8 protein-coding genes and 1 pseudogene are annotated in these 22,282 nt (G+C 69.7%); 5 read left to right on the top strand and 4 right to left on the bottom strand.

The genetic code is table 11. The features are described 5' to 3' along the window. A pseudogene (locus tag ACZ7L6_RS41610) lies at positions 1-662 on the bottom strand (penicillin-binding protein 2); the annotation flags it as partial. Between the two features lie 421 nt (positions 663-1,083). Between ACZ7L6_RS41610 and ACZ7L6_RS41605 the strand changes: the two are divergent. From ACZ7L6_RS41605 to ACZ7L6_RS41595, 3 genes are all read left to right on the top strand, one after another. Beyond that, positions 1,084-2,568 carry a peptidoglycan D,D-transpeptidase FtsI family protein gene (locus ACZ7L6_RS41605; RefSeq protein WP_471933425.1) on the top strand — a complete coding sequence of 495 codons (1,485 nt, stop codon included), beginning with the start codon at positions 1,084-1,086 and terminating at the stop codon, positions 2,566-2,568. A 462-nt stretch (positions 2,569-3,030) separates the two neighbouring features. Then, complete coding sequence (locus ACZ7L6_RS41600) at positions 3,031-4,590, top strand: penicillin-binding transpeptidase domain-containing protein (RefSeq protein WP_471933423.1); 1,560 nt, start codon at positions 3,031-3,033, stop codon at positions 4,588-4,590. 103 nt (positions 4,591-4,693) lie between these two features. After that, entirely contained in the window at positions 4,694-5,482 is a 789-nt protein-coding gene (locus ACZ7L6_RS41595; RefSeq protein ID WP_471933421.1) for an AfsR/SARP family transcriptional regulator, read from the top strand. Positions 5,483-5,522: 40 nt separating this feature from the next. On the opposite strand, the gene amaB is transcribed toward ACZ7L6_RS41595, so the two are convergent. The 3 genes from amaB to ACZ7L6_RS41580 are packed head-to-tail and all read right to left on the bottom strand — an operon-like array spanning position 5,523 to position 9,253. Further along, on the bottom strand, positions 5,523-7,061 hold the full coding sequence (gene amaB, locus ACZ7L6_RS41590) for an L-piperidine-6-carboxylate dehydrogenase (RefSeq protein WP_471933419.1): 1,539 nt from the start codon (positions 7,059-7,061) through the stop codon (positions 5,523-5,525). 7 nt (positions 7,062-7,068) lie between these two features. Beyond that, positions 7,069-8,004 (bottom strand): 2OG-Fe(II) oxygenase family protein, encoded by a 936-nt coding sequence (locus tag ACZ7L6_RS41585; RefSeq protein WP_471933417.1) that lies wholly within the window; start codon positions 8,002-8,004, stop codon positions 7,069-7,071. 16 nt (positions 8,005-8,020) lie between these two features. Further along, positions 8,021-9,253 carry an aminotransferase class V-fold PLP-dependent enzyme gene (locus ACZ7L6_RS41580; protein WP_471933415.1) on the bottom strand — a complete coding sequence of 411 codons (1,233 nt, stop codon included), beginning with the start codon at positions 9,251-9,253 and terminating at the stop codon, positions 8,021-8,023. 220 nt (positions 9,254-9,473) lie between these two features. On the opposite strand from ACZ7L6_RS41580, the gene lat reads away from it, so the two are divergent. Beyond that, positions 9,474-10,844 (top strand): L-lysine 6-transaminase, encoded by a 1,371-nt coding sequence (gene lat, locus ACZ7L6_RS41575; protein WP_471933413.1) that lies wholly within the window; start codon positions 9,474-9,476, stop codon positions 10,842-10,844. Between the two features lie 111 nt (positions 10,845-10,955). Continuing rightward, entirely contained in the window at positions 10,956-22,271 is an 11,316-nt protein-coding gene (locus tag ACZ7L6_RS41570; protein WP_471933411.1) for an amino acid adenylation domain-containing protein, read from the top strand. Positions 22,272-22,282: the final 11 nt, after the last annotated feature.

Below are 22,282 nucleotides of genomic sequence, written 5' to 3'. Positions count from 1 at the left end.
TGGCGCTCCAGACCCGAGCGGCCCACCTGGTCCGAACGCAGATAGGGCGAGTCGGAGTCCTGCGCCTGCTTGATCTCCTCGTCGGTGACCGGGGAGAGGTAGCCCAGCACCTGCGCGGTGTTGGCCTCACCGGGGCCGGGATAGCGGCGTACCGCCTGCGGCTCGGCGGTGATGCCGGGGAAGTCCTCGGCCCGCTCACGGATCTGCAGGGCCTGCTTGGGGGTGGCCTCATCCGTGATCGGGATCGGCTGGTACGGCGAGCCGTTCCAGCACGGCTGCGGCGTCTGCGCATCACACAGCCGCACCTTCTCCCGCACCTCCTTGGGCGTCATGCCCAGCACACCCGCCAGCTTCGTCAGCACCGCCTCACCGTCGTCCGCCATCTTCAGCAGATCCGTCCGCGAAGCGGACACCACCAGCCGCGTCTCGTTGTCCGCGAGGGGAACGCCGCGCGCGTCCAGGATCGAGCCGCGCACCGCCGGCTGCACGACCTTCTGGACGAGATTGCCGGATGCCTCCTTGGCATGCGCGTCCCCCTCACGGATCTGTAAGTGCCACAGGCGTCCGCCGAGGGTGCCCAGGAGGGAGAGGACGAGGACTTGGATGACGACGAGCCGGATCTGGACGCGCGGCGTCCGGCCCGTCTCGGGAATGTTGGTCACGCGTGGTCCCTTTGCTGTGCCGTCGTCGGGAGCCGGCTCGGGCGTCCCACCGCCTCAGAGCCGGTGTCACATCCCGGCTCTCACATGCCACAGCGACCGAGCCGAACTCTCCTGGCGTTTGCACGTGCGCTGGAAAAAAGGAGATGCGTCGGCGGCTTCGGGGGAATTCCCGCCTTGGGACAAAGGGTCGCTTCGAGGCCGAGCCTAGGCGACCGCAACAGCCGTCCGTAGCTCGGTATCAAGTCACTTCGCGGCGCCGGGTCCGCAATCGCCGGCGTGTTCGTCGGCTTGTCCTGATCGTTGTCCGAGAACACGGCGACGCGCTCAACTATGGTGCAGCCATGGTTCTTTGTACTTCGCCCGCTGCCCGAATATCGCTGTTACGAGCGCACCAGCCAGTCGCCGCCGGAGGTGCGAGCGCGTGAACAAGCCGCTGAGGCGCATCGCCATCTTCTGTGGGCTTCTGATGCTCGCGCTGCTGCTTCGGGCCAACTGGCTCCAGTACATGGAGGCGGACGCACTTGCCACCGACGACGAGAACCGCCGGGTTCTGATCAACCAGTACGCGGCACCTCGCGGCGACATCATCGTCGGTGCGAGGTCGGTCACCGGTTCCAAGCCGGTGGAGGGGGCGGAGCTCAAGTACCAGCGCACGTACAAGAACGGCCCCATGTACGCGCCCGTCACCGGATACGCCTCCCAGGCCATGGGAATGACCTTCCTGGAGAGCACGTACGACAGCGTGCTCAGCGGGCAGGACGACCGGCTGGCGTTCGAGCGCTTCACGGACGTCGTCACCGGAAAGGAACGGCGCGGCGGAGACGTCATCACGACGATCGACCCGAAGGCGCAGGAGGCCGGATACAAGGGGCTCATGGACCTCGGCGCCCGTGGCTCGGTCGTGGCCCTGGACCCGAAGACGGGGAGGGTGCTCGCCCTCGTCTCGGCTCCGTCCTACGACCCCGCGTCGTTCGCCGGCAACTCCCTGAAGGAAAGTGACAGGTTCAAGGCGCTCGGTGCCGACAAGAGCAAGCCGCTGGCCAATCGCGCGCTGCGGGAGACCTTCCCGCCCGGTTCGACCTTCAAGATCCTCACGGCCGCTGCGGCACTGGAGCACGGCGTGGTGACGGACGTCGACGCGGCCTCGGACGCGGCGTCGCCGTACCGGCTGCCCCAGTCGACCAACAGGATCAGCAGCGAGGCCGGGGACGGCGTCTGTGACAAGGCGTCGATGAAGACGGCCATGCAGTACTCCTGCAACAACGTCTTCCTCGACGCGGCCGTGAAGGTGGGCGCGGACAAGATGCGGGAGACGGCCGAGAAGTTCGGGTTCAACGAGGACGTCTACTCGTCCGACTTCGGCGACCTGCGGGCCACCAAGAGCCTCTACCCCGAGAAGCTGGACAAGCCCGGTACCGCACTGACCGGCATGGGCCAGGGCAGCCTCACCAGCACGCCGATGCAGATGGCCATGGTGACGGCCGCGCTGGTCAACGACGGCAAGGTGATGCAGCCCTACATCGTCGACGAGTTGCGGTCCCCCGATCTGAATCCGCTGCAGGAGCACGAGCCGCGGGAGATGAGTCAGGCCGTCTCCGAGTCCACGGCCGAGAAGGTCCGGGAGATGATGGAGCACACCGCCAGGGAGGGGAGCGCGAAGAGGGCCCTGATCGACGGCATCACGGTGGGCGGCAAGACCGGAACGGCCCAGCGCGGCGTGAACGTGCGTGATCAGGTTCCCTACGGCTGGTTCGTCTCCTACGGCGTGAAGCCCGACGGCGAGTCCGTCGCCGTGGCCGTCTTCATCGACCCGACCGACATGGACATCTCCCGTGAGCAGATCTCCGGCGGCAGTCTGGCCGCCCCCATCGCGAGGGATGTGATGGAAGCCGTGCTGAAGAACTGATACCTGCGCTTCGATTCGCCGCAATGCCCTGGAGAACCGGGCGCCCGGATTGGTTCAAGAAACTTTCCGGTCGCGCCCGGCCGGGCCGTTTCGATTCAGCCAGTTTGCTCCGTAAAGGCAGCCGCTTCGGGCCAGGTTCTTCCAGTGCTCTAGTCCAATGTTCACGAGGAAACGTCCGCTTCGTGCGGCATCGACCCTGTGTGTTCGACGTGAAGATCTTGTAATGATGTCCGCCTTTGACGTCTCTTTACCTGCGAATCCACAGGGTCGCCGTCGGGATCAGCCGTACCACCTCTTTCACACCGGGGCTGTCCTGAATGCCGCATGGCGGTGAACGGAAGGCGGTCCCGCCCGCCTAATCTGAGCTGCATGACCCATTCCGGCAGCCACAGTGATTACCCCCAGTCCCGCAGGCGTCGCTCCCGTGGCCGGACCGTCGTTTCGACGGTTGTCGCGCTGGCCGTGACCGCCGGAGTCGGTTACTGGGGTTACTCCAGCCTGATTGCCGGTGAAGGGTCGGACGATCCGCAGGTGGTGGACGCGACGGCTGAGCTGCGGAAGTTCCTGGACGCCTGGCGGGCCGGCGACGCCCCGCGGGCGGGTCGGCTGACGGACAGTCCGAGCAATGCCGAGTCGCTGATCAAATCCGTCATGACGAACCTCGATCCCTCGAAGACCGAGATCAGCGCCGGCGACGGCGAGAAGAAGACCGACGGGGAAGTGGAAGTTCCGTTCACCGTGAAGATGACGCTTCCGGGAGCGGGTGACTATTCATGGGATTCGAAGGCCGACGTCATCAAGACCAACGGTAAATGGAAGGTCGAATTCCACACCGAAACGGTCCACCCGGAGATGGTTCCGGGGCAGACGCTCGCCCTCAAGACCCGGGACCGCGCGCCCATCCTCGACACGAACGGCGACGATCTGGAGTCCGCCTCCCTCGTGGGGATGGTGGACGACAGGACCGGCAAGGGCATGTCGGGCCTCCAGGCCCGCTACGACAAGCAGCTCACCGGTGGAGCGGGGCCGATGAAGTCGGTCGTGGTCGTGGACCGCCAGTCCGGGCAGGTGGTGAAGAAGCTCACCGGCACCAAGGTGCGCCAGGGCGAGCCGGTGCGGACGACCATCGACCCGGAGGTACAGGAGGCGGCCGCCGAAGCCCTGGCCGGAGTGGAGAAGAACGCGGCGATCGTCGCCATCGACCCTTCCAACGGGCACATCCTGGCCGCCGCCAACATGCCCTCCGGCATGAACCGCGCGCTGGAGGGCCGTTACCCGCCCGGCTCCACCTTCAAGGTGGTGACCGCCGCCGCCCTGCTGAAGCAGGGGATGTCGCCCTCGGATCCCGGCGACTGCCCGAAGTTCACCCGCGTCAACGGCCAGCGCTTCGAGAACCAGGACCAGTTCGTGCTGCCGGCCGGATCGACCTTCAAGGACAACTTCGCCCACTCCTGCAACACCTTCTTCGTCAACTCCCGCGCCGAGCTGTCCTCCTCCGCCCTGCACGACACCGCCCAGGCTTTCGGCATCGGGGGCACCTGGGACGTGGGCACCACGACGTACGACGGCAGTGTTCCGGTCGCCACCAGCGACAACGACAAGGCCGCCTCGACCATCGGGCAGGCCCGGGTGCAGGCCTCACCGCTGGTGATGGCGTCGGTCGCGGCGACGGCGAAGGCGGGCGTCTTCCGGCAGCCCGTCCTGGTGCCCGGCGCCGTGAAGAAGAAGTACCAGGCCCCCGCCCAACTCGACTCCGGTGTCGTCGCCGCGCTGCGCGAGATGATGCGCGCGACCGTGACCGAGGGCGCCGGCCGGGCCCTGAAGGGCATCCCCGGCGAGCCGCACGCCAAGACCGGCACGGCGGAGTTCGGCTCCGAGACCCCGCCGCGCACGCACGCCTGGATGATCGGCTACCAGGGGGACCGGAACCTCGCCTGGTCGGTCCTCCTGGAGGACGGCGGTTCGGGCGGTTCCGACGCCGGGCCGATCGCGGCGAAGTTCCTGAAGAACCTCGTGGGGTGAGGCTGACCTGACTCACTCCCTGACCTTCGACGCGCTCGGCTTCCTTCGACACGGCACCGCACGTCCGCCGGACCTGAAGCGACATCCACAGGGGGTATTCGACATGACCACTCGCAACAGCGTGACGATCCGGCTCCTCGGCCCCGTGACTCTCGTGAAGAACGCCATGCCGCTGCCGATACCCGGGCAAAGGCAGAAGCGTTTCCTGTCCTGTCTGGCCCTACGGCCCGGGCAGGTCATCTCCAAGGACGTGATCAGCGAGGAGTCCTGGGACGGGGAGCCGCCCCTGACGGTCTCGGGACAGCTGCAGACCTCGGCCTGGATGGTCCGTACGGCCCTGGAGAAGGCGGGGCTGTCACGGGACGCGGTCGGCTCGCACGACAGTGGCTACGAGCTGCGGGTGCCTGCGCAGGCCATCGACCTCTTCGTCTTCCGGGACATGGTGCGCACGGTCCGGGAGCTGTACGCGGGCGGACAGCACAAGGACGCGTCCGAGCGGCTCGACGCCGCGCTGGCGCTGTGGAAGGGACCCGTGTTCGCCGACGTCACCTCCGGCCGGCTGCGGATGAAGGGGGAGGCCCTGGAGGAGGAGCGGACGGCAGCGGTCGAGCTGCGCGCTCTGATCGACGTGGGTCTCGGGCACTACAGCGAGGCGATCGCCCGGCTGTCGGAACTCGTCGACCGCGACCCCCTCCGCGAGGACCTCTACGTCAGCCTCATGAAGGCGTACTACGCCGAGGGCCGCCAGGCCGACGCGATCCAGGTCTTCCACCGGGCGAAGCGGCAGCTGCGGGAGCACATCGGGGTCAACCCGGGGGCGAGGATGACCAAGATGATGCAGGCCATCCTGCGCCAGGACGAACAGTTCCTCAGGGTCGGCACGTCGGCCTGACCCGCCCCGCCGACGGCGGCATGATCCGAGCGACAGGGCCCTACGGGGTGAAGTCGACGCCTTGCGCCAGCGCCACCCGGCCGGAGTAGTTCACCGTGTTGGTGGCGCGGCGCATGTAGGCCCGCCAGGCGTCGGAGCCGGACTCGCGGCCGCCGCCGGTCTCCTTCTCGCCGCCGAACGCGCCGCCGATCTCCGCACCCGAGGTGCCGATGTTGACGTTGACGATGCCGCAGTCCGCGCCGTCGGCGGCCAGATACCGCTCCGCCTCCCGCTGGTCGCTGGTGAAGATCCCGGACGACAGCCCCTGCGGCACCTCGTTGTTCAGCCGGATCGCCTCGTCGAGGTCGCGGTAGGTGAGGACGTACAGCAGGGGCGCGAAGGTCTCCTCGCGCACCACGTCGGTCTGGCCGGGCATCCGGACGAGAGCGGGCCGGACGTAGTACGCGTCCGGAGCCGCCTCGGCGAGCTGCCGTTCACCGCCGACGAGAAGGGTGCCGCCGTCCGCGGTGGCGCGGTCGAGGGACGTGCGCATCCCGGCGTACGCGGCCTCCTTCACCAGGGGCCCGACCAGGGTGGCGTCCTGGAACGGGTCGCCGACCGGCAGCCGGCCGTAGGCCCGGGCGAGCCGTTCGACGAGGGAGTCGGCGATGTCCTCGTGCACGATCAGCCGGCGCAGCGTGGTGCACCGCTGGCCCGCCGTGCCCGCGGCGGCGAACACGGTGGCGTTGACGGTGAGGTCGAGGTCCGCCGACGGGGCGACCACGGCGGCGTTGTTCCCGCCGAGCTCCAGGAGACTGCGGCCGAAACGGGCCGCGACGCGGGGGCCCACGGCGCGGCCCATCCGGGTCGAACCGGTCGCGCTGATCAGCGGCACGCCCGGTGCGTCGACGAGCCGTTCACCGATCCCGGCCGCACCGAGGACGACCTGGTTCAGGTGCGCCGGCGCGCCGGTCTCCGCGGCGGCGCGATCGAGCAGGGCGGCACAGGCCAGCGCGGTGAGCGGGGTGAGCTCGGACGGCTTCCACACCACGGTGTCGCCGCACACCAGCGCCACCGCGGTGTTCCACGCCCACACCGCCACGGGGAAGTTGAAGGCGGTGATCACCCCGACCACGCCCAGCGGGTGCCAGGTCTCCATCAGCCGGTGCCCATGGCGCTCGGAGGGCATGGTGCGGCCGTAGAGCTGCCGGGACAGGCCCACCGCGAAGTCGCAGATGTCGATCATCTCCTGGACTTCGCCGAGCGCCTCCGAGCGGATCTTGCCCGCCTCGACGGTGACCAGGTCGGCGAGGTCCCGCTTGTGCTCGCCGAGCAGCTCGCCGAGCCGTCGGACCAGCGCGCCGCGCACCGGCGCGGGGGTGGTCCGCCAGGCGAGGAACGCGGTGTGCGCGGCGTCGACGGCCCGGTCGACGTCCGCCGGGGCATCGGCGCGCAGGCCGAACAGACCGGCGCCCGTGACCGGCGTACGGGCGGTGAGGGCGTCGCCCTTGAACGCGGCGAGTTCGACGCCGCAGCGGGCCAGAGCGGACTCCGCCCGGGCGCGTATGTCGTGGGTGCTGCTGACTGATGCTGTGCTCATGGCCGCCCTACGCCTTGGTCTTGGTACGGAGGTTGACGTAGTTGCCCGCGATCCAGTCCTGGAAGGTGGCGGTGTCGCCGTCCAGGCTGATGTCGAATCCGCACTGCCGGGCCAACGGGACCGAGAACGTGAAGTCCGCGTTGGGACGCAGGAAGAAGACGCTGGACGTACGGCTGCTGCCGGCGATCCGGTCCCGGCGCGGCGCCGCGACATGGTGCCGCGGGGCCTTCACCCGGCCGCCGGTCGCGAGGGTCGCGACGGCCCCGCAGAAGACGAGAACCCGGTCCGGCCTGGCGGGCAGGTCCACGAAGGTGCCGCCCACCTCGACCTGCAGGCTCACGAACCCGTTGGGACACGGCGTCTGCTGGATCAGCGTCACCGTCGACAGGTCGTAGTGCGGCGCCATCCGCAGGGGCTCCTCCTCGGCGCTGCGGTGCGCGGGAACCTCCGGGAAGTACCGGAACCGCAGCACCGGCTCGCAGTTGACGAAGCCCTCGACACCGCCGTCCGGTTCGGTACCGGTCGTCTTCAGGACCTGCCGCGCCACCTCCCGGGAGGCGTCGTACATGCGGTCGAAGTAGCCGGTCCAGATGCGTTCGAAGTCGGGCGTGGGGAAGAGGTTGCCGGAGGTCCCCATGGAGTAGCACATCGAGTAGTCGGTGTACGAGCCGCTGTTGGTGATCTTCGCGGTGCTCTCCGACTCCAGTCCCGTGAACCCGCGCCGGATGGTGGGGTCCTTGGCGGTGACGGCCCGCTTCTGCTCCTGCGTGCCGTGTTCGAAGAAGTCGACGGCGACGTCCTTGGAGCACTTGTGGTCGGCCTCCGACAGCCCGCTGTCGGACAGGTAGAAGACGCCCTTCTCCGCCAGACAGCGGCGGAACTCGTCCTGGTGGCGTCCGGCCTGAAGGCCGGTCAGGCTGAACGTGGGGACCGTCGTGTCCATCTGCACTCAACTCTCCTTACGTGACGCGGTGGTCGACGACGCGGGGGGCAGCAGGAGGAGCGATCAGCTCCTTCAGCGCGTCCGCCAAGTACTCGATCTCGGCCTCGGTGGTGTAGAAGTTCGCCGATATCCGCAGCAACGGCCGCTCCGGCCCGTCGGCCACCGCCGCCTCGATCCGGAAGCGCTCCCAGAGCGCTCGGCGCAGCTCGTCCGCGCTGGTGGTCGCGGGAAGGTGGAACGCCACCATGCCGCCGGACAGGGACGGATGCTCGGGCGTGGCAGGTTCCAGCCCCTGCCAGTCGGTCAGGCGCCGGCGGGCGTGGTCGGTCAGCTCACGTCTGCGGAAGCGGATCCGGTCGTGGCCGAGCCGTGCCTGGAAGTCGACCGACTCCGGCATGGCGAGCCAGGGACACAGATCGCGGGTGCCCTCGCACTCGAGGCTGCGCAGCCGCGGCGTACTGCCGAACCGGTCGGGCTCGTCCGGCGGGCCGCTCCCCGCCGGTGGGTGATACGCCCAGCTCACCTGCGTGGGCTCGAGGCTGTCCTCCTGCCCGGGACCGATGTGCAGGAACCCGACCCCGGTGGGGGCGAGGAGCCACTTGTGGCCGCTGCCCGCGTAGAAGTCGCAGGGGATGTCCGCCAGGTCCAGGTCGAGGAACGCGGGCGCGTGGGCGCCGTCGATCACCGTGACGATCCCGCGGCGGCGGGCCTGCTCGCACAACTCCCGGGCGGGCAGCACCAGTCCGGTCGTCGACAGGACGTGACTGAAGGACAGCAGCCGGGTCCGTGGGGTCATGGCGGCGACGGCGGCGTCGACGATCTCGTCCGGGTCGGCGGGCATCGTCGGCACCCGGAACGTCCTGATCGTCAGGCCCTGCCGCCGGGCCGCCCGCTCCCAGCACCAGCGCATCGGCGTGTACTCGTGGTCGGTCAGCAGGATCTCGCCGGGCGCGTCGAGGGTCAGCGAGGACGCCACCAGGTTGACGGCTCCGGTGACGTTGGTCGTGAGCACCAGCCGGTGCGGGTCACCGCCCAGGAAGCCGGCCAGGTGTGCGCGGGCCCGCCACAGCAGTGGGGGGAGTTCGCGCAGCAGGAAGTCCATCGGTGCGCGGGCGAGGCGGGTGCGCAGCTCGGTGACGCGTTCGAAGGTGCTGCGCGGCAGCGGTCCGGCGGAGCCGGTGTTGAGGTTGACGACGGTGGGGTCGAGCAGCATGCGGCCGCGGGCGTCAGCCCAGTCGGCAAAGGCCATGTCGTGATCTCCCGCGCACTCGGAGAATATCGGTACCGCCGGAATTTGATCGACGCGTCGGACAGTAGCAGCCGCCCTCCGGTCATGAAATGAGAATTCCCCGGAAAGTGCCGGAAGTTTTGCGGAGAGAAATGCGAGAGAGCTGGGAGAGGGGCTCAAGAGGGCTGCCGCATAGCATGGGCGGTCCAGAATATCCGGTTCACTACAGGAGTCTTCGCGCATGGGTGAACAGGGACGTTGTCCGGAGTCAGGCCTCTTGGAAACGGAAAATCTGAACGCTCGGGACGTGCACCGTACGCTTCGGCGTCATGTGCTCGTCGACGGCTATGAAATCGTTCTCGACCTGTCCGCAAGTCGCGGCACGCAGTTGGTCGACGCCGTGACGGGCGACTGCTATCTCGACCTTTTCTCCTTCTTCGCCTCGGCGCCGCTCGGTGTCAATCCGTCCTGCATTACCGATGATCCCGAGTTCATGCGGGAACTCGCCGCGGCAGCCGTCAACAAGCCGTCCAACCCGGACTTCTACACGGTTCCGTACGCGAGGTTCGTCGCGACGTTCGCCCGGGTGCTCGGCGACCCGCTGCTGCCGCACCTCTTCTTCGTGGACGGCGGCGCGCTGGCGGTGGAGAACGCCCTCAAGGCCGCTTTCGACTGGAAGGCGCAGCGGCTCGGCCTCGACGAGGAGGGCGTGAACCGGCTTCAAGTGCTGCACCTGGAGCGGTCGTTCCACGGCCGCAGCGGCTACACCATGTCGCTGACGAACACCGACCCGGCGAAGACCGCCCGCTTCCCCAAGTTCGACTGGCCCCGGCTCCCGACACCTGCGCTGCGGCATCCGACCAGTGCCCATGAGCCCGCCAACCGGGAGGCCGAACAGCGGACACTGGATGCCGCCGAGGCCGCCTTCCGCGCCGCGGACGGGATGATCGCCTGTTTCGTCGCCGAGCCGATCCAGGGCGAGGGCGGGGACAACCACCTGAGCGCCGGCTTCCTCCAGGCGATGCAGCGGCTCTGTCACGAGCACGACGCCCTGTTCGTGCTCGACGAGGTGCAGAGCGGCGGCGGCATCACCGGCACGCCCTGGGCCTACCAGCAACTGGGCGTGCAGCCCGACCTGGTGGCGTTCGGCAAGAAGACGCAGGTGTGCGGTGTGATGGGCGGCGGCCGTATCGACGAGGTCGCGGACAACGTCTTCGCCGTCTCCTCCCGGATCAGCTCCACCTGGGGCGGCAACCTCGCCGACATGGTCCGGGCCACCCGGATCCTCGAGACCATCGAGAACACCCAACTGCTCGACAGCGTCGTACAGCGCGGCAAGTACCTCCGCGACGGCCTCGAAGCCCTGGCCACCGAGTACCCGACCCTCGTGAGCGACGCCCGCGGCCGCGGCCTGATGTGCGCGATCACCCTGCCGGACGCCCACCTCCGCGACGACGTCCTGCGCCGGATGTACCGCGACCACCACGTCATCGCCCTGCCGTGCGGCGAGCGCAGTCTCCGCTTCCGCCCGCCGCTGACGATCACCGAGAGCGAGATCGACCAGGCTCTCGAGGCACTGGCCCACAGCCTCCAGGCGCTGCGGCCGGCCTGATCCGCCGCCGGACAGGCCCTGTCCCGACCACGTCCTGTGACCTTCGCGGCCCTGCGGCGGCCCCGGCCCCGCCGTGCGTCGCACAGATCCTGTACGACGGAGAGCCCACGTATGAAGTCAGCACCGTACCCGACGACTGCCGCGGACTGGTCTGCCCGCATCGCAGCAGTATCGAGCGAGCGTTGCGATCTGGAGATGCTCCTCAAGGACGAGTGGCGCAACAAGATCGCGGTGCGGGACGACGACCCCGCCGTCCGTGCGACGAAGCGGCAGGACCTGCGCGTCGGCGGGCAGGACTACACCGCGCTGAAGAACGCGCTGCGCGAGGACGGCGGTGTGTCGGTCGCCGCGTTCGCGCTGGCCGCGCTGCACGCGGTCATGCGCGCGTACGGCCACGGAAACCGGACGGTGGCGGCCCTCGTCGACGCCACGGAAGGGGACGGTGTGGCGCGGGACCGGGTCCTCCCGGTCATCGTCGACCACGTCGAACAGGCCCGGCTCACCTGCCGCGAGGCGGTGCGCGAACTCGGCGAGGACGTGCGCCGCAAGGACGCGTACGTCACCGGTGAGGAGGTGCTGGGGCGCGGTCTGTTCGACGCGCTGCTCGTGCTGGCCGGCCAGGACGTGGCCCTGGCCGATTTGCCGTCGTCGCCGCTCCTGGTGATCGTCCGGGACGTCGAGGCGGACGGATACCTGCAGTGGTCCATGGCCTATGCGGACGAGCTGTTCGAGGACAGGACCATCGCCGGCGTGCTCGACGTCGTGCGGGAGGTGCTCGGCCAGTTCCTCGGCCGTCCCGCCCAGCGCGTCGCCGACGTGGAGCTGGTGTCGGAGGACCAGCGGCAGCAGCTGCACAAGTGGAACGCCACCGACGGCGACTTCCCGGAGGACAAGCGGCTCAACGACCTGTTCGAGGACGCCGTGCGCCGGTCGCCGGACCGGGAGGCGGTCGTCTTCGGCGACATCCGGCTGACCTACCGTCAGGTCGACGAGCGGGCCAACCGGTTCGCGCACTGGCTGCTCGGGCCGGGCATGGGGGTGCGGTCGCAGCAACTGGTCGGGATGTACCTCGACAAGAGCGACCTCGGCGTCGTGGCCACCCTCGGGCTGTGGAAATCCGGTGCGGCCTACGTACCGATCGACCCCGCCTACCCGGCCGAACGGGTCCGGTTCATCGTCGGTGACACCGGCCTGACCGGCATCGTCACCAACCGCCACCACGCGGACCGGCTCCGGAAGATCCTCGGGGCCGGGCACGCCGGTGTACGCGTCATCGAGATCGAGACCGTGCTCGCCCAGCAGGACGGCGCCCCGGGCGCGCTGGGGGAGAAGCCGCGGCTGTCCCTGGGCAGCGGCGATCTCGCCTACGTCACCTACACCTCCGGCACCACGGGCGTGCCCAAGGGAGTCCCCAAGTACCACGACAGCGTCGTCAACAGCATCACGGACCTGTCCGAGCGCTACGAGATGCGCCGGCCCGGCGAGGAGCGGGTCGCGCTCTTCGCCTCGTACGTCTTCGAACCGCACCTGCGCCAGACCCTGATCGCGCTCATCAACTCCCAGACACTGGTGATCGTCCCGGAGGAGACCAGGCTCGACCCGGACCGGTTCCCCGCGTACATCGAGCAGCACCGGGTGACGTACCTCAACGCCACCGGATCGGTGCTCCAGCACTTCGACCTGCGCCGCTGCACGAGCCTGAAGAAGCTGCTGCTGGTCGGCGAAGAGCTGACGGCGGCCGGGCTGCGGCAGCTGCGCGAGCGGTTCGCCGGTCGCGTCATCAACGAGTACGCCTTCACCGAGGCGGCCTTCGTCACCGCGATCAAGGAGTTCGGGCCGGGCGTGACGGAGCGCCCGGACCGCAGCATCGGACGGCCGCTGCGCAACGTGAAGTGGTACGTGCTGAGCCAGAACCTGAAGCAGCTGCCGATCGGCGCCATCGGCGAGCTGTACATCGGCGGCAACGGCATCGCCCCGGGCTACCTCAACCGCGACGACCTGACCGCCGAGCGGTTCACGCCGAACCCCTACCAGTCCGCGCAGGAGAAGCTGCTGGGCCGCAACGCCCGCCTCTACCGCACCGGCGACCTGGCCCGGGTCCTGCCCTCCGGTGAGGTCGAGTTCATGGGCCGCAGCGACTTCCAGCTCAAGCTGAACGGCGTCCGCGTGGAACCGGGCGAGATCGAGGCACAGGCGACGGAGTACCCGGGCGTACGCAAGTGCACGGTGGTGGCCCGTGAAGGGGCGGTCGGAGCCGGTGACCGCCACCTGGTCGGGTACTACACCACCGAGCCGTCGGCGGAGGTGGCCGAGGAGGAGCTCCTCGCCTTCCTGGAGGAGCGGCTGATACGGATCATGGTCCCGGCGCGCATGGTGCGCCTCGACGGCATCCCGGTCAACGTCAACGGCAAGGTGGACTGGCGGGCACTGCCCGAGGTGGACCTCACCCGCTTGGGCGCGGCACCGGTGCCCGCCACCGGGACCGGCCCCACGGAAGGTGTCCTGGAGCAGCTGCGCGAGATCTGGGCCGAGGTCCTTGGCCTGCCGGCGACGCGCATCGGCGACCGGGACGACTTCTTCCGGCTCGGAGGCCAGAGCATCTCCTGCATCCTGCTGATCGCCCGCGTGCGGCAGCGGCTCGGGGTCTTCGTCGGCGTCGAGGACGTGTTCACCCTCCGGACCCTGACCGAGCTGGCGGCCCACCTGGACCGGCAGCGGGACACGCAGTCGGAGCCGGCGTCCGACGCTGCCCACGAACGATCCGCGCCTCATGAACCGTCCGCGCCCCACGACCCGTCCGTGGCTGACGGCGACCCCGTCCGGCTGCGCGCGAACGGCCTGCAGCAGGGCCTGCTGTACCACGCCCTGAAGCGCAGGAACGGCGACGACGCCTACGTCATGCAGTCGGTGCACCGCTACCGATGTCCGATCCGCCCCGACCTGATGCGGCAGGCCTGGGAGCACGCGCAGCGCAAGTACCCCGCGCTGCGGCTGCGCTTCGAGTGGACCGAGGAACCCCTCCAGATCATCGACCCCGACGACCGGCCCCTCGACTGGCGGTTCGTCGACCTGACCGACGTGACCGACCGGGCCGAACAGGACGCCCGCATCAGGGAGTTGCAGGAGCGCGACCGGGCCGAGCCGTACGATCCCGCCGAGGGCCGGATGTTCCGGGTCTACCTGATCCGGCAGCGCGCGGACCTGTTCTCGCTGATCTTCAGCTGCCACCACCTCGTCCTGGACGGCTGGAGCCTGCCGGTCCTGCACGACGAGGTGCACCGCGTGTACCTGGCCCTACTGCGCGGCGCCGAGGTCGAGCCGGACGTGGACCACGCCTACGCGGCGGCGCAGCGGTACTGGGAGGAGCACCGCGACGAGCACGTCGACCACTGGCTGCGGCAGATCGAACGCATCGACGAGCGCGGTGACTTCGACGGGCTGCTCAAGGAGGACATCCGCTATCAGGTCGACCTGAGCGACTACGACCACGTCCGCGAGCACCGGACCAGGAAGGTCGGCCTCGGCGCGGACCTGACCGCCACGCTCAAGTCGCTGTGCGCCGGGCACTCCGTCACCCTGCACTCGGTGCTGCAGTTCGTGTGGCACAAGGTGCTGTACGCGATCGGCGGCGGGAACACCACCGTGGTCGGCACGATCGTCTCCGGCCGCAACCTGCACGTCGACGGCATCGAGAACTCGGTGGGCCTGTACATCAACACCCTGCCCCTGGTCGTCGACCACGACGAGCAGGCGGGCCGCAGCGTCGGCGAGGCCATCGCCGGCATCCAGTCCGTCGTGAACACCATGAACGGCCGCAACACGGTCGAGCTGGGCCGGCTGCAGACCGGTGGGATGAAGCGCCGGCTGTTCGACACGCTGCTGGTGCTGGAGAACTACCCGCGGCTGCTGGAGGAGGCCGAGGAGCACGACGAACTCCTCCGCTTCGAGAAGGCGTACGACGCCGACAAGGTCGACTACCCACTGGCCGTCGTGGCCCGCGAGGAGGGCGACGAGCTGACGGTCACCCTGTGGTACGCGGGCGAGCTCTTCGACGACTCCACGATCGACACCCTGCTCGATGTCACCCACACCCTGTTCTCCCAGGTGGCGCAGGACATCACGCAGCCCGTCGACGCGCTGGAGCTCGTCTCGCCGGCGATGGTCGAGCGCTTCGACGCCTGGAACCGCACACAGACCGAGTTCCCGGCCGACAAGACGCTGCACGGCATCTTCGAGGAGCAGGTCGCGGCCTGGCCGGACGAGATCGCGGTCGTGTACCGCGACACGCGACTGACGTACCGTCAGCTCAATGAGCGGGCCAACCAGTTGGCGCACTATCTGCGGTCGGTGGTCCAACTGCGGCCGAACGACCTGGTCGGCCTGGTGGTGGACAAGAGCGAACTGATGATCGTCGCGATCCTGGCGGTGTGGAAGACCGGGGCGGCGTATGTGCCGATCGACCCGGCCTATCCCGACGACCGGATCGCGTTCATGCTCCAGGACACCAGTGCCCGGCTGGTGGTGACCAACGAGGCCCATGCGGAGCGGCTGCGCGCGCTGCCGACCGCGGACGGGCTGCCGGTGGTGGAGGCGGACCGGCTGCCGATGGGCTACCGGTCGCCGGAGAACCCGGTCACCGAGGTCACGAGCACCGACCTCGCCTACGCCATCTACACCTCCGGCACCACCGGCAACCCCAAGGCCGTCCTGGTCGAGCACCGGGGCGTCGTCAACCTCCAGGTCTCCCTGGCGAAGCTGTTCTCGCTGGACAAGAGCGAGGGCGACGAGGCGCTGCTGTCGTTCTCCAACTACGTCTTCGACCACTTCGTCGAGCAGATGACCGACGCGCTGCTAAACGGGCAGAAGCTGGTGGTCCTCGACGACACGATGCGCACGGACGCCGAGCGCCTGTACCAGTACATCAACGACGAGAAGGTCACCTACCTCTCCGGAACGCCGTCGGTGCTGTCGCTGTACGACTACTCGACCACGACGTCCCTGACCCGTATCGACGCGATCGGCGAGGACTTCACCGAGCCGGTGTTCAACAAGATCCGCGGGACCTTCCCGGGCACCATCATCAACGGGTACGGCCCGACGGAGATCTCGATCACCAGCCACAAGCGCCCTTACCCGGCGGTGGACGAGCGCCGTTCGACCAAGAGCATCGGCCACCCGGTGGCGAACACCACGGCCTATGTGCTCAACAAGTCGATGAAGCGGGTTCCGGTCGGCGGCATGGGCGAGTTGTACATCGGCGACGTCGGCGTCACCCGCGGCTACCTGGGCCGCGAGGAGCTGACCGTGGAGCGGTTCGTCGACAACCCGTTCCAGACGCCCGAGGAGCGCGCGGCCGGGCGCAACGCTCGGCTGTACAGGACCGGTGACCTGGTGCGGTGGCTGCCGGACGGGGAGCTGGAGTGCCTGGGCCGCACCGACCTCCAGGTCAAGATCCGCGGCCAGCGCGTCGAACTCGGCGAGGTCGAGGCGGTCCTGTCGTCGTATCCCGGCATGACCAGGTCCCTGGTGATCGCCCGTGAGTACCAGGGGGCCGGGTTCGCCGCGGCGCAGAAGTACCTCGTCGGCTTCTACATCAGCGACCGCGAGCACGACGAGCAGGACGTGAAGGAGTGGATGCGCAGGAAGCTGCCCGAGGCCATCGTGCCCGCGCGCGTCCTGCGGATCACGGACATCCCCGTGACCGCGAGCGGCAAGCTGGACACGCGGCGGCTTCCCGAGACGGACTTCGGGGCGGGTGAGGGGACCGAGTACGTCGCCCCCTCCGACGACGTCGAGGTCAAGCTGTGCGGCATCTGGGCCACGGTGCTCGGCGTCGCCCCGGGCCGCATCGGCATGCACGACGACTTCTTCGCGCTCGGCGGCGACAGCATCCGGGCGATGGCGCTCGCCCAGGCCATCACCAGCGGCTTCGGCCGTGGCCTCGGTGTCCGGACCGTGCTCCAGCACACGTCCCTCGGCGCGCAGGCCCACCACATCCGGGACATGGCCGCGCAGACTAACGCCGACGGGAACGCCGAGAACGACGGGAACGCCGAGGACGTATGGCACGCCGACCAGACGGCCGGACGCGCCGCGACCGTGCCCGGCCGCCCCCCGGTGTCGCTCGCACAGGAACGCCTGCTGTTCATCGACGAGTTCGAGGGCGGCACCGCCGCCTACAACATCCCGTTCGCGCTGCGGATCCCGATGCGCGAGTCGGCGTCGCACGGCACGGTGTCGCGGGACACGGTGGACCACGCCCTGCGCACGCTGCTGCGCCGCCACCCCGCCCTGCGCACCCTGCTCAGGACGGACCAGGACGGAGTCCGACGGCAGTACACGCTGCCGGAGGACGCCGCACAGGCCCTGTTCCACGCGGCCGTGCACACGGTCGGCACGACCGCCGAGCTGGACGAGCGGCTCGTGCGCCGTGAGGGCCACGTATTCCGCCTGCACGAGGAACTGCCCCTGCGCGCCGACCTGTTCGAGCTCGCCTCGGACCCCGGCAGTCTCTACCTGAGCCTCGTTCTGCACCACACCTGCTTCGACGGCTGGTCGTGGAACGTCCTCCGGCAGGAGCTGGTGGCCCTGCGGCGCGGGGTGCCCGCGGCGGACCTCGGCACGGTGCGCGGGTCCTACGCCGACTTCGCCGTGTGGCAGCGGCAGTACCTGACCGGTCGCCGGCTGGCGGAGCTCACCGAGTTCTGGACGGACGCGCTCGCCGGGTTCGAGACGATCCAGCTGCCACTCGACCACCCGCGCCCCGCCCGGTTCGACTACCGCGGCCGGGAGATCGAGTTCGCGCTGGACGACGAGACCGTGCAGGCGCTGCGGGCGCTGGCCCGGTCGGCGCGGGTGAGCCTCTACAGCGTGCTGCTCGGCGCCTGGTGCCTGATGCTGTCCCTGCACACCGGCCAGCACGACTTCGTGGTGGGCACCCCCTCCGCCAACCGCGGACGCCCCGAGTTCGACCGCACGGTCGGCTTCTTCGCGAACCTGCTCGCCCTGCGGGTCCGGGTCGACGAGCGGGCGACGCTGGTGGACTACGTCCGCTCCGTCGGCGAGCACGTCGTCGCGGCGCAGGTGCACGGCGAGCTGCCGTTCGAGCAGCTCGTCAAGGAACTCGACCTGGACAAGGACCCGAGCCGCCACCCCGTCCTCCAGGTCAACTTCACTCTGCAGAACGTCACCGACCGCCCCGACACGAATCCGGTGGCCGACGGGACACCGGTGCTGACCGCCCACAAGCCGGACGCGGGCGGCTGGACGGCCACCAAGTTCGACCTGTCGGCCACCCTGACCGAGACCCCGGGCGGCGGACTGGCGGGCAACCTGACCTATGCAGCGGCCCTGTTCGAGGACGCGAGTGCCGAGGGCTTCATCGCCGCCTTCCGGCACGTCCTGCGCGAGTTCACCCGGCTCGCCTCCGCGGGCGAGCGGGCCCGGCTGACCGACGTCACCGGCGTGGACGAGGAGGGGCGGGCACGGCTGCTGGCCGCCGCCGGGTCGCCGACCACCGCCATGGGACCTGCCCGGACACTGCACGCCGTGTTCGAGGAGACGGCCGCCGCCTTCCCGGACCGGACCGCGCTGGTGTACGGCGACACACAGTTGACCTACCGTCAACTGAACGAGGACGCAAACCAGTTGGCGCACTACCTGCGGTCGGTGGTCCAGCTCCGGCCGAACGACCTGGTCGCCCTGGTGCTGGACAAGAGCGACCTGATGGTCACCGCGATCATGGCGGTGTGGAAGGCCGGGGCGGCGTACGTCCCGATCGACCCGGGCTACCCCGACGACCGGATCGAGTTCATGCTCCAGGACACGCGGGCGCGGCTCATGGTGACGGAGCACGCCCACGCCGGCCGGCTGCGCGCCCTGCCTGCCGCCGCACGGCCGGTGCTGGTGGAGGCGGACCGGTTGCCGATGGGCTACCGCTCCACCGAGAACCCGGTCACCGAGGTCTCGCCCGGCGACCTCGCCTACGCCATCTACACCTCGGGCACGACCGGCCGGCCCAAGGCCGTGCTGGTGCCGCACCGCGCCGTGGACGGCTTCCGCGAGCAGCTCGCCGGACGCTACTTCGGCGCCCCCGGCACCACCCGTGAAGGCGTGCTGTTCCTCGCCAACTACGTGTTCGACTTCTCCGTCGAACAACTGGTGCTGTCCGTCCTCGGCGGCCACACCCTGGTCGTGCCGCCGTCCCCGCCTGCCGAGGACGACGCCTTCTACGACTACGCGAACCGGGCCGGGCTGACGTACCTGAGCGGCACGCCGACGCAGATCACCCAGCTCGACCTCGCGCGTCTGACGCACCTGCGGTGCGTGCTGGTCGCCGGTGAGGCGTTCCACGAGCGCCACTTCGACAAGATCCGCGGCGAGTTCTCCGGCCCGCTGTTCAACGCCTACGGCACCACGGAGACCGCCGTCTACAACACCGTCCGGCGCTTCGACCCCGGCGCCCCCTACGCGAACGCCCTCGGACAGCCGCTCGGCAACACCCGGCTGTACGTGCTCGGCGAGGGCCTGCGGCTGCTGCCGCCGGGCGCGGTGGGGGAGTTGTACGTGGCCGGCGAGTGCGTCACGGACGGCTACCTCAACCAGCCGGAGCTGACCGGCGAGCGGTTCCTGCCGAACCCGTTCCGGACCGAGGACGACCGCCGTGCCGGCCGCCACGAGGTGCTGTACCGTACCGGCGACCTGGTCCGCCGCGCCCACGACGGCGAGATCCGGTACGTCGGCCGCAACGACGCCCAGGTCAAGATCAACGGCCTGCGCATCGAACTCGGCGAGGTCGAGACGGTCCTCGCCGGCTGCCCGCAGGTGCGGGAGTGCGCGGTCGTCGCCGCCGGGGACGAGCGCTCACCCGACGGCAGGCGGCTGGTCGGCTACTACGTGGCCGACCGCCACGAGCCCGTCGACGAGGACGCGATCTTCGCCGGCCTGCGGGACCGGCTGATGCCGGGCATGGTCCCGTCGACGCTGATCCGCCTGGACCGGCTGCCGACGACCGTCAACGGCAAGCTCGACACCAAGGCGCTGCCCGCGCCGGACTTCACGGCCCGGCGCACCGCCTACGCGGCCCCGCGCAGCCGTACCGAGGCCCGGCTGTGCCAGCTGTGGAGCGCGCAGCTGCCGGGCGGCACGGTCGGCATCGACGACGACTTCTTCCGCTCGGGCGGTGACAGCATCAGCGCCCTGCATCTGGCGAGCCAGGTGCAGCGGGAGGTCGGCCGCAGGATCGGTGTCAAGGACGTCTTCGACTTCCCGACCGTCCGGCAGCTCGTCGACAACGTCCTGTCCAGAGCGGACGACGCGGACGGCACGCCGGGCGAGGGGCAGGAGGAGCCGGAGCAGGGTCGGCTGAGCGGCCCCTGTCCGCTGCTGCCCGTCCAGGAGTGGTTCCTCGCCAAGCCGCTCGCCGACCGCGGCCACTGGAACCACAACTTCGCCGTCCGGACGCCACCGCTCGACATGGCGAGGCTGCGCGAGTCCCTGGCTCGCCTGGTCGACCACCACGACGCGTTCCGCCTGCGCTACAGCGGCTTCGGCGGCGACGCGGCCGAGGTACCCCAGCCCTCCGCCGAGGCCACCGAGTCCTCCGCCGAGGTCGTCCAGTCCTACGCCGAAGCCACCCCGGACGTCGTCCTGCACGAACTCGACGTGACCGGACTGCGTCCCGAGGAGCTCCGCGAACAACTCACCCAACTGCAGAGCGACTTCGACCTGGAACACGGCCCGACCGCCTGCGCCGCCTACCTGCACGGATTCGAGGACGGCAGCGCACGCGTCTGGTTCGCCCTGCACCACCTGATCGTCGACTCCGTGAGCTGGCACATCCTCGCCCAGGACCTCGAGATCCTGTACCACGGCGGCGAGTTGGAGAGGAAGACCAGCAGCTACCGCCAGTGGGGCGAGGCCCTGAGCCACTACGTCCCCGAGGAGGACGAGCGCCGCCTGTGGGAGGACGTCCAGGGCGGACTGGCGGCGGCGCCGGGCGAACTGTCGGTCAAGGAGGGCGCGCCCACGCTGCGGGAGGAGTTCGCGCTGAGCGAGCCGGACACCCGGACCCTGCTCACCGAGAGCCACTGGGCGTACGACACCACCCTGCACGAGCTGCTGCTGACGGCGACCGGGCTGGCCCTGGGGGCGGTCACCGGCCGGGCGACCAACCACGTCACGGTCGAGGGCCACGGCCGCGAACGGTTCGCGGGGGCGCCCGACGTCCGGGACACGGTCGGCTGGTTCACGACGATGTACCCGCTGGCCCTGCGGACCGACCCCGAGGACCTCGCGGGCAGCGTGCTCGGCACCAAGGAGGCCTGCCGGCGCGTGCCGCACCACGGCATCGGCTACGGCGCCCTCTTCGGCCGGTACGGCAGCGAGCGCGCACCGCTCGCCCCGGTCAGCTTCAACTACCTCGGCCGGTTCGCCGACGGGGGAGAGCAGGCGCCGGACCGGCGGACGGGCTGGCAGCTCGACTCGGCCATGTCCGGCAGCCACCTCTCCGACCGCAACCGGGGAGCGGACCAGTTCGGCGTCGACGTGACCATGCGGTGTGCCGGCGACCGCCTGGTCACCGTCGTCGACAGCCGGCTGGACGAGGCCACCACCCGGCGGTTCACGACCGAACTGCACACCTGGCTCGAGCGGTTGGCCGCCCACACGGCGACCGTGACCCGCTCGGGGGCGGGCCGGGCGCAGCCGGGCCGGCCCGCGGTCACCGGGGACGCCTTCGAGCCGTACATCCTCGTCGACGAGGGGCACACGGAGCACACCCTCTTCGTCTTCCCGCCCGGCGAGGGCGGAGCCGAGAGCTACCTGAGCAACCTCGCGCAACGGCTGCCCGGACACCGGCTGGTGCTGTTCAACAACGTGCACCTGCACACGCCCATGGAGTCCTTCGAGGCCGTCGCCCGCTACTACCTCGACCACATACGCAAGGTGCAGCCGGCCGGACCGTACAGCCTGCTCGGCTGGAGCTTCGGCGGGATCGTGGCCCTGGAGACGGCGGCTCAGCTGGCCCGCGCGGGGGAGAAGATCGACAACCTGTTCGTCATCGACTCGTACTTCAACATGCGCCATGCGACGGCCGCGATCGGCCTCCCCGGGGTCGAGGACCTCCTCGATCCCATCAACTACCACTACACGCCGAGCCGCGAGGACCTGGACCGGCTGGCCGACCGGCTCGGCAGGCTGGTGATGTTCAAGGCGGAGCAGCCGAACGAGATCGTCCGTGACGACCAGCAGCGCCGGCTGTTCGAGTACTACCGCGGGACGCCGTACAACGCTCTGGACACCCTCCTGCCGGCCGAGTCGATCGAGGTCCGTCCGCTGCGCGGCGAGACCCATCACTCGTGGGTGCGCAACGAGCGCCTGGTCACCGACATGTGCGAGCGGATCTCGGCGTCGCTGCGGGACGCCTGACGAAACGGAGG

This window comes from Streptomyces sp. NPDC107522, from assembly GCF_055657525.1.
Note: the sequence above shows the minus strand (reverse complement) of the source record. Positions and strands in the feature narration are given on the sequence as shown.